Origin of the sequence: Mycobacterium sp. (assembly GCF_035653355.1) — a bacterium.
In the GTDB taxonomy this organism is placed as follows: Bacteria; Actinomycetota; Actinomycetes; order Mycobacteriales; family Mycobacteriaceae; genus Mycobacterium.
On sequence record NZ_DASRBZ010000520.1, the window covers coordinates 1 to 6933 of the forward strand.

A 6933-nucleotide genomic window follows, 5' to 3' on the forward strand; every position below is an offset into this window, starting at 1 on the left:
CGCCGTCATCCCTACCCTCTACCGTCCTCGCCACGCCACGAACTAGTACTAGACAGTCTAGTCTGTAGACGGGTACTGTGCCGTCTAGTTCCGAATGAGGAGAGGCGGCATGGCGACCGATACCTGTCCCCCGCTGGCGCAGCGCGTGACGAAATCCCTGTTGGGTTATGGCGTCATCGCCGGCCCGATCTACGTTGTTGTCGTCGCAGTCCAAGCTCTTGGTAGGGCCGGCTTTAACCCGGCACGCCACGACGCCAGCTTGCTGGCCAACGGCGCTCTGGGCTGGATTCAGGTCGTGAACTTCATCGTCGTCGGCCTGATGACGATAGCCGCGGCCGTAGGAGTGCGGCGGGCGTTAGGGGCCGGGCGCACCGCGCTTTGGGGCTCTGCGCTTATAGCGGGCTACGGCGTGGGACTCGTTGGGGCAGGGGCGTTCCGAGCCGACCCTTCGTTTGGGTTCCCGCCGGGGTCTCCTTCCGGACGCAGCGCTGTGAGCTGGCATGGGTTGCTACACATAGTGTTTGCCAGCGTCGGGTTTGCTTGCGTGATCGCGGCTTGCGTGGTCATGGCGGCGCGGTTTTACCGCGACGGTGACCGGGGATGGGCTGGGTACTCGCTGCTGACCGGTGCAGCGTTCGCCACAGGATTTGCCGCCGTCGCCTCCGGCTCAAACAGTCCGGCGGTGGTGATCGCGTTCACCGCCGCTGTCCTCATCGCTTGGGCATGGCTGGCTGCCATCTCGGTCAAGCTGTATTCCACTGTTAAGTCCGTCGGTGCGGTCGAACATTTGGGTCGCGTACCGGCACCGGACAGCACACAGCCACCGTCTCCGAATTAACGGTGCAGCACGGCCGATCGGCGACTAACCGGTGCGGCCGCCCGAAGTGGGCGGGCAAGGCGGTTGGTCGCTCACCGCTCCGGCGCCGACGGCCGCGTCATCGCCATTTACAACGTGGCCAATCCCGACAAGCTCCACGCCGTCGCCGATGTCCTAATTATCCGCAGCGCATATCTGCGGATTGGTGAAAGTCTTTGTCGCGGCCAATTATCTACGTTATGCATAGAATCCGTGCGGACCGCTGATAGGGCGCTCCTATCGTGGGTATTAGGGGTTGATGGGCGAGTTCACAGGATCGATCGCAGTTAACGGTAGCGGCGAGGCGCTCTTCCGCTATCTCTCCGATGTCAGCAACTTAACGGACTACATACCGCGGCTCACCTCCGCTGAGCCAGGCCCGGGCGACGAGGTCAAGACAACAGCTAACCTGCCGGAGGGCGGAGTGGTAAGCGCCGACGGCTGGTTTCGAGTCAATGAGGATGCGCGGCGAATCGAGTGGGGTTCCGGCGAGCCCAGCTATTACTCAGGCCACCTGCATGTCATCGAGTCACAGGACGGTCCACGGGTAGAGGTGCAGCTGCACACCAGCCGCGCCACAGACGGCGACCCGGACGTCCAAAACGAGATTGACGAGGCGCTGCGGAATATCCAACGGCTGGCGCAACACCACGGCGCTGGCTCGTAACTTCACTCTTCCGCGGGAACCGGCAGGGCTTTGCCGGACACCTGGGAGATGGCGGTCGCATCAACCGGTTAGGCGGCTTTCTTCTCCATGGTGAACTGGCAGACGTCGGTGTAGCCGTCGCGGAACAGTTCCCGGCAGCCGGTCAGGTACTTCATGTAGCGCTGGTAGATCGAGTCGCCTTGCAGCGCAATGGCTTCTTCTTTGTGCGCTTCCAACTGCTTTGCCCAGGTGTCCAACGTCCGCACGTAGTTGGACCCGATGCGGTGGTGACGCGTGATGGCGAAGCCGGCGGCGGTGGCGTATTCGTCGACGATCGGGATCGTCGGCAACCGGCCGCCGGGGAAGATCTCGGTCAAGATGAAGTTGATGAACCGCATCAGCGACATCGTCACCGGCAGGTTGCGCTGCTTGGCCTCTTCTTCGCTGGGCACCACGATCGTGTGCAGCAGCATCACGCCGTCGTCGGGCAGCACGTTGTAGCACATCTTGAAGAAATCGGTGTAGCGGTCGAAGCGCCCGATGCCGTCGGCGAAATGCTCGAAGGCACCCAGAGACACAATGCGGTCCACCGGTTCGTCGAACTGCTCCCACCCTTGCAGCCGCACTTCCTTTCGCCGCGGACTGTCCATTTCGGCGAACTTCTGCTTGTTGTGCGCCAACTGGTTCTCCGAGAGCGTCAGCCCGATCACGTCGACGTTGTACTTCTCGATCGCTCGGCGCATGGTCGAGCCCCAGCCACATCCGATGTCGAGCAGCGTCATCCCGGGCTGCAGGTCCAGCTTGCCCAGCGCCAGATCGATCTTGGCGCGCTGCGCTTCCTCCAGCGTCATGTCGTCGCGCTCGAAGTAGGCGCAGCTATAGGTCATCGACGGGTCTAGCCACAGCCGGAAAAACTCATTCGACCGGTCATAGTGCGACTGGATGTGCTCGACGTTCGGCTTCAGTTCGGCCTTACTCGAATCTGCGGCTCGTGGGGTCATGGCGGCTTAGTTTCCTATCTCTCTTTCCGAATGGCACATCACCGTGGTCCAGTTCGCGTCGTCGTCAATCGCCTTGGCGTCGCCGCGGCTCAGCACAGGGTGCCTCAGACCGCTGGCTGCTAAACAGACGGCGATCGACGCCGCGCTCAAGATGGGAAGCTATGCCCCCGGCGGCATGAGCACCGTGTCGATCATGTACACGGTGGCGTTGGCGGTGTGCACACCGCCGCAGACCAGCCCGGCGTCGTTGACCTTGATGTCATTGCCGGTGCCCATCACGTTCACCGCCGCCCCCTGCAATGTCGGATGCATACCGTCGACCTTGTTCGGGGAGATCTGACCCTGTACGACGTGGTAGGTCAATATGCTGTTCAGCTTGGCGGAGTCCGTCTTCAGCGAATCGACCGTTGCCTGTGGAAGCTTGGCGAAAGCCTCGTCGGTAGGCGCGAACACCGTGTATTGGCCTTTGTTGAGGGTGTCGACAAGGTTCACATTCGGGTTCAGTTTGCCCGACAGTGCCGACGTCAACGTGGTGAGCATCGGATTGTTGGAAGCCGCGACGGCGACCGGGTCTTGCGCCATCCCGCTGATCGAGCCAGGTCCCGTGGGCACCTTCGCCTCGTAGGATTTGCAGCCTGATCCGACAAGGCCGGCGGCTGGATTCGCCTGAGTGGATGTGGTCATCATCGGCGCTTCGCTGCTCATGGCGCCGGTGGACGACGTCGGCGTCGATGCCCCAGTGTTGTGGCTGGAACACGCCGACAGACCTACCGTCGCGACCACCGAAAGACCAGCCACCGCAAGGCTCCCGTACCGCAAGTGCCCCATGACGTTCTCCTCTCCGCTTCGGGCGGTCATTGCCGCCAACTGTTCGGTCGACAGTCATTCGGAACGGGAGTAGCACTGGATGGTTCGGTTGGCCGATCTGATCACCACATGTCCGTAACGTCGAGGGCTCCGAATATCGGGTATGCAGGCACTGGCACTGATTGGGTTCCTCGGCGGTCTGATCACCGGGGTCTCGCCTTGCATCCTGCCGGTGCTGCCGGTGGTCTTCTTCTCGGGCGCTGCCGGCTCTCCCGGCGGCCAGTCACGGGCACGGCCTTTTCTGCTGATCGCAGGCTTGGTGTGTAGCTTCAGTTGCGTCACCCTGGCGGGCTCGGCCGTTCTGTCGTTGCTACGCCTGCCTCAGGACGCGATCCGCTGGGCAGCGCTGGTGGCGTTGATCCTCATCGGTCTCGGGCTGATCTTTCCACGGCTTCAGCACCTGCTCGAGCGCCCGTTTGCCCGCATTCCGCAGCGCCAAGTAAGTAGCGCCCGAGGTGGTTTCCTGCTCGGGCTGGCGTTGGGGGCGCTTTACGTCCCGTGCGCAGGACCGGTGCTGGCCGCCATTGTCGTCGCGGGCGCCACGGCGTCCATCGGCTGGCCGACGATCGTCTTGACGGCCGCGTTCGCGGTGGGTGCAGCATTGCCGCTGCTGGCGTTTGCACTAGCCGGGCGGCGCGTCGCCGAACGGGTTGCCGCTTTCCGGCGTCGCCAGCGTGAGATCCGCGTGGTTAGCGGAATCACCATGATCGTGCTGGCGGTGACGCTGGCGTTCAACGTGCCATCCGTGCTGCAACGCGCGATCCCCGATTACACCGACGCGATACAAAGCAAGTTCGCCGGTTCCGGTGAGGTCCAGCAGAAGCTGAGCCTGGGCGGCATCGTCAACGACCAAAACAAGGAATTGTCCAACTGCAGCAACGGCGCAGCGCAGCTACAAAACTGCGGCCTTGCACCGGGATTCACTGGGATCACCCAATGGCTCAACACGCCGGGCGGTACCCCGATGGACATCAGGTCACTGCGCGGCAAGGTGGTGCTCGTCGACTTCTGGGCCTATTCCTGCATCAATTGCCAACGCGCCATACCTCATGTGGTGGACTGGTATAGGAAATACCGCGACGACGGGTTGGTCGTAATCGGCGTGCACACACCGGAATACGCCTTCGAGCGGGTTCCGGGCAATGTGGCCAGTGGCGCCGCGGCGCTTCACATCGCCTATCCTGTCGCCTGGACAACGGCTACTCGACCTGGACGAACTACCGCAATCGATACTGGCCCGCGGAGTACTTGATCGACGCCACCGGGACTGTGCGACACATCAAGGCAGGCGAAGGCGGCTACGACACCACCGAGAACTTGATCCGGCGCCTGCTCGCCGATGCCAATCCCGGCGTCCGGCTACCGCCTGCGACACGCTCGGCCGACACTACCCCGAAGGGCAGCCGCACACCCGAAACCTATTTGGGCGTCGGCAAGGTCGTCAACTACGCCGGAAGCGGTCGATACGACGAGGGTACGGAGAAATTCAATTACCCCGCCGTGCTTCCGCCCGACAGCTTCGCCTTACGCGGTCACTGGGCGCTGGACTACCAGGGCGCGACCGCGCAGAGCAACGATTGCGCGATCCGGCTGAACTACCGCGCGAAAGACGTCTACATCGTCGTCGGAGGGACCGGCACCGTCACTGTGACGCGCAACGGGACCACAACTGCCGTGCCAATCAGCGGACCCCCGACGCTGCATCAGATCGTCGCCGACGACACGTCGGGCCAAGGTCAGCTCGACGCGCACGTCAGCCGGGGCCTACAGGTGTTCTCGTTCACGTACGGCTAGTGCTGCAGCGGCGGGCCGTCCGCCGGACCGTCGGCTCCGAATATCTCTTTGAAAGCACAGTCTCGGCGGGCAATCCGTCGGCCACACGGAAGGAATGAACGGATGAAGCATGTTCGGTCCATAGCGGTGAGCGCAGCGGGCGTCGCGATGGCGGCGACAACGGGTTTACTGGCGGCTCCGGCGGGCATCGCGAATGCGGCGAATCTCGTCGGTCCGGGATGCGCGAGCTACGCGCAACAAAACCCAACTGGGCCGGCGTCGGTCATGGGCATGGCACAGGATCCTGTGGCCGTGGCAGCGTCGAATAACCCGATGCTGACAACGCTGACCTCCGCGGTATCGGGCAAACTCAACCCGGATGTCAACCTTGTCGACACGCTCGACAACGGCGAATACACGATTTTTGCGCCCACTGACGATGCTTTCGGCAAGCTTCCGCAGGCGACAATCGATTCGCTGAAAACGGATTCCGCCAAGCTGAATAGCATCTTGACCTACCACGTCGTAAAAGGTCGGATTGCCCCCAACATGATCGACGGCACACACCAGACGTTGCAAGGCGCGACGGTCAATGTCACTGGCATGGGCGACGACACCAGGGTCAACAACGCCGGAGTGGTCTGCGGTGGCGTCGACACCGCCAATGCCACTGTCTACATGATCGATACGGTGCTGATGCCTCCGGGCGCGTAACTGGCGCCGATGACCCGGCTCGGCGCCCGAGCCAGGCGCCGAGCCGCCCATTTCACGAACTCCATTCGGGCCGCTGCCGTTTGGCTAATGAAGGACGCCGATGGCGGCGGAGAGGATAGGCTACCCGTCGATGACCGGACCGACGCGGCTGAGCGGCGACCTCGACGCGCTGCTGCGCCGGGTAGCGCGCCGCGACACCGACGCATTCGCCGCGTTTTACGACCGGACGAGAGCGCGAGTGTACGGACTGGTGAGCCGCGTTGTTCGCGATACGGGTTATAGCGAAGAAACCACCCAGGAGATCTACCTGGAGGTGTGGCGGACCGCGGAGAATTACGACTCGACGAAGGGTTCCCCGCTGGCCTGGGTGCTGACCATGGCGCACCGGCGTGCCGTCGACCGAGTGCGCGCCGAGCAGGCATCGATGCAGCGCGAGTCGCGGTACGGCGCGGTCACCGTTGAGCCGTCCAGCGATGTGGTAGCCGACACCGCGATCGCCGGCGATGAGCGGCGCCGGGTGATCGAGTGCTTGGACGGGCTGACCGACGCGCAGCGACAGTGCATCGAAATGGCCTACTACGGGGGGTTGACCTACGTCGAGGTGTCGCAGCGCTTGTCCGCCAATTTGTCGACGATCAAATCGCGAATGCGTGACGCATTCCGCGGGCTGCGCAATTGCTTGGATGTGACATGACTGAGCCGACCGACTTCGAACTGCTTGAGGTCGCTACACCGTATGCGTTGCACGCCATCTCCGAGACCGAGCGCGCCGACATCGACGGGCAGCTCGCCGCAGCACCGGGGCCTGTCGCTGAGGCTTTCCGGGAGCAAGTGCGCGCCGTCCGCGAGACGATGGCTGTCGTTTCCGCGGCCACCGCAGCGGAACCGCCCGAACATCTGCGCGGAGCGCTGCTGGACACGGTCGATTCCGGTCGAAGTCGTCGAACTCGTTGGCGCGCAGGGCTTTTAGCGGCAGCCGCAGCCATTGTGGTCGGCTTGGCCGGGTTGGGCGTGGGAATGGCGTTACGGCCGTCGCCTTCCCTCGCCGGGCAGGTGCTGGCAGCGCCGGACGTGCG

Annotated in this window: 7 protein-coding genes and 1 pseudogene; 6 read left to right on the plus strand and 2 right to left on the minus strand. The window is 63.4% G+C overall.

Going from position 1 to position 6933, the window contains the following annotated elements; genetic code table 11:
* Nucleotides 1-109 precede the first annotated feature (109 nt).
* Entirely contained in the window at nt 110-838 is a 729-nt protein-coding gene (locus VFA16_RS17835) for a DUF998 domain-containing protein (RefSeq protein ID WP_324969095.1), read from the plus strand.
* A gap of 277 nt (nt 839-1115) precedes the next feature.
* Nucleotides 1116-1523 (plus strand): SRPBCC family protein, encoded by a 408-nt coding sequence (locus VFA16_RS17840; protein WP_324969096.1) that lies wholly within the window; start codon nt 1116-1118, stop codon nt 1521-1523.
* A gap of 68 nt (nt 1524-1591) precedes the next feature.
* Here the strand turns inward: VFA16_RS17840 and VFA16_RS17845 are convergent, their stop codons facing one another.
* Together VFA16_RS17845 and VFA16_RS17850 are read right to left on the minus strand one after the other, a co-directional pair.
* Nucleotides 1592-2503 (minus strand): cyclopropane mycolic acid synthase family methyltransferase, encoded by a 912-nt coding sequence (locus tag VFA16_RS17845; RefSeq protein WP_324969097.1) that lies wholly within the window; start codon nt 2501-2503, stop codon nt 1592-1594.
* 159 nt (nt 2504-2662) lie between these two features.
* Nucleotides 2663-3361: a fasciclin domain-containing protein gene (locus tag VFA16_RS17850; protein WP_414687750.1), complete on the minus strand. Its 699-nt coding sequence runs from the start codon at nt 3359-3361 to the stop codon at nt 2663-2665.
* 112 nt (nt 3362-3473) lie between these two features.
* Here VFA16_RS17850 and VFA16_RS17855 point away from each other — a divergent pair.
* From VFA16_RS17855 to VFA16_RS17870, 4 genes and pseudogenes are all read left to right on the plus strand, one after another.
* A pseudogene (locus tag VFA16_RS17855) lies at nt 3474-5164 on the plus strand (cytochrome c biogenesis protein DipZ).
* A 147-nt stretch (nt 5165-5311) separates the two neighbouring features.
* Nucleotides 5312-5857, plus strand: a complete 546-nt coding sequence (locus VFA16_RS17860) for a fasciclin domain-containing protein (RefSeq protein WP_324969100.1) — start codon at nt 5312-5314, stop codon at nt 5855-5857.
* A 130-nt stretch (nt 5858-5987) separates the two neighbouring features.
* Nucleotides 5988-6551, plus strand: a complete 564-nt coding sequence (locus VFA16_RS17865) for a sigma-70 family RNA polymerase sigma factor (protein WP_324969098.1) — start codon at nt 5988-5990, stop codon at nt 6549-6551.
* Nucleotides 6548-6933 (plus strand): RskA family anti-sigma factor (locus tag VFA16_RS17870; RefSeq protein ID WP_414687751.1); only part of this gene is annotated, 386 nt, incomplete at its 3' end. The genes VFA16_RS17865 and VFA16_RS17870, both read left to right, overlap by 4 nt.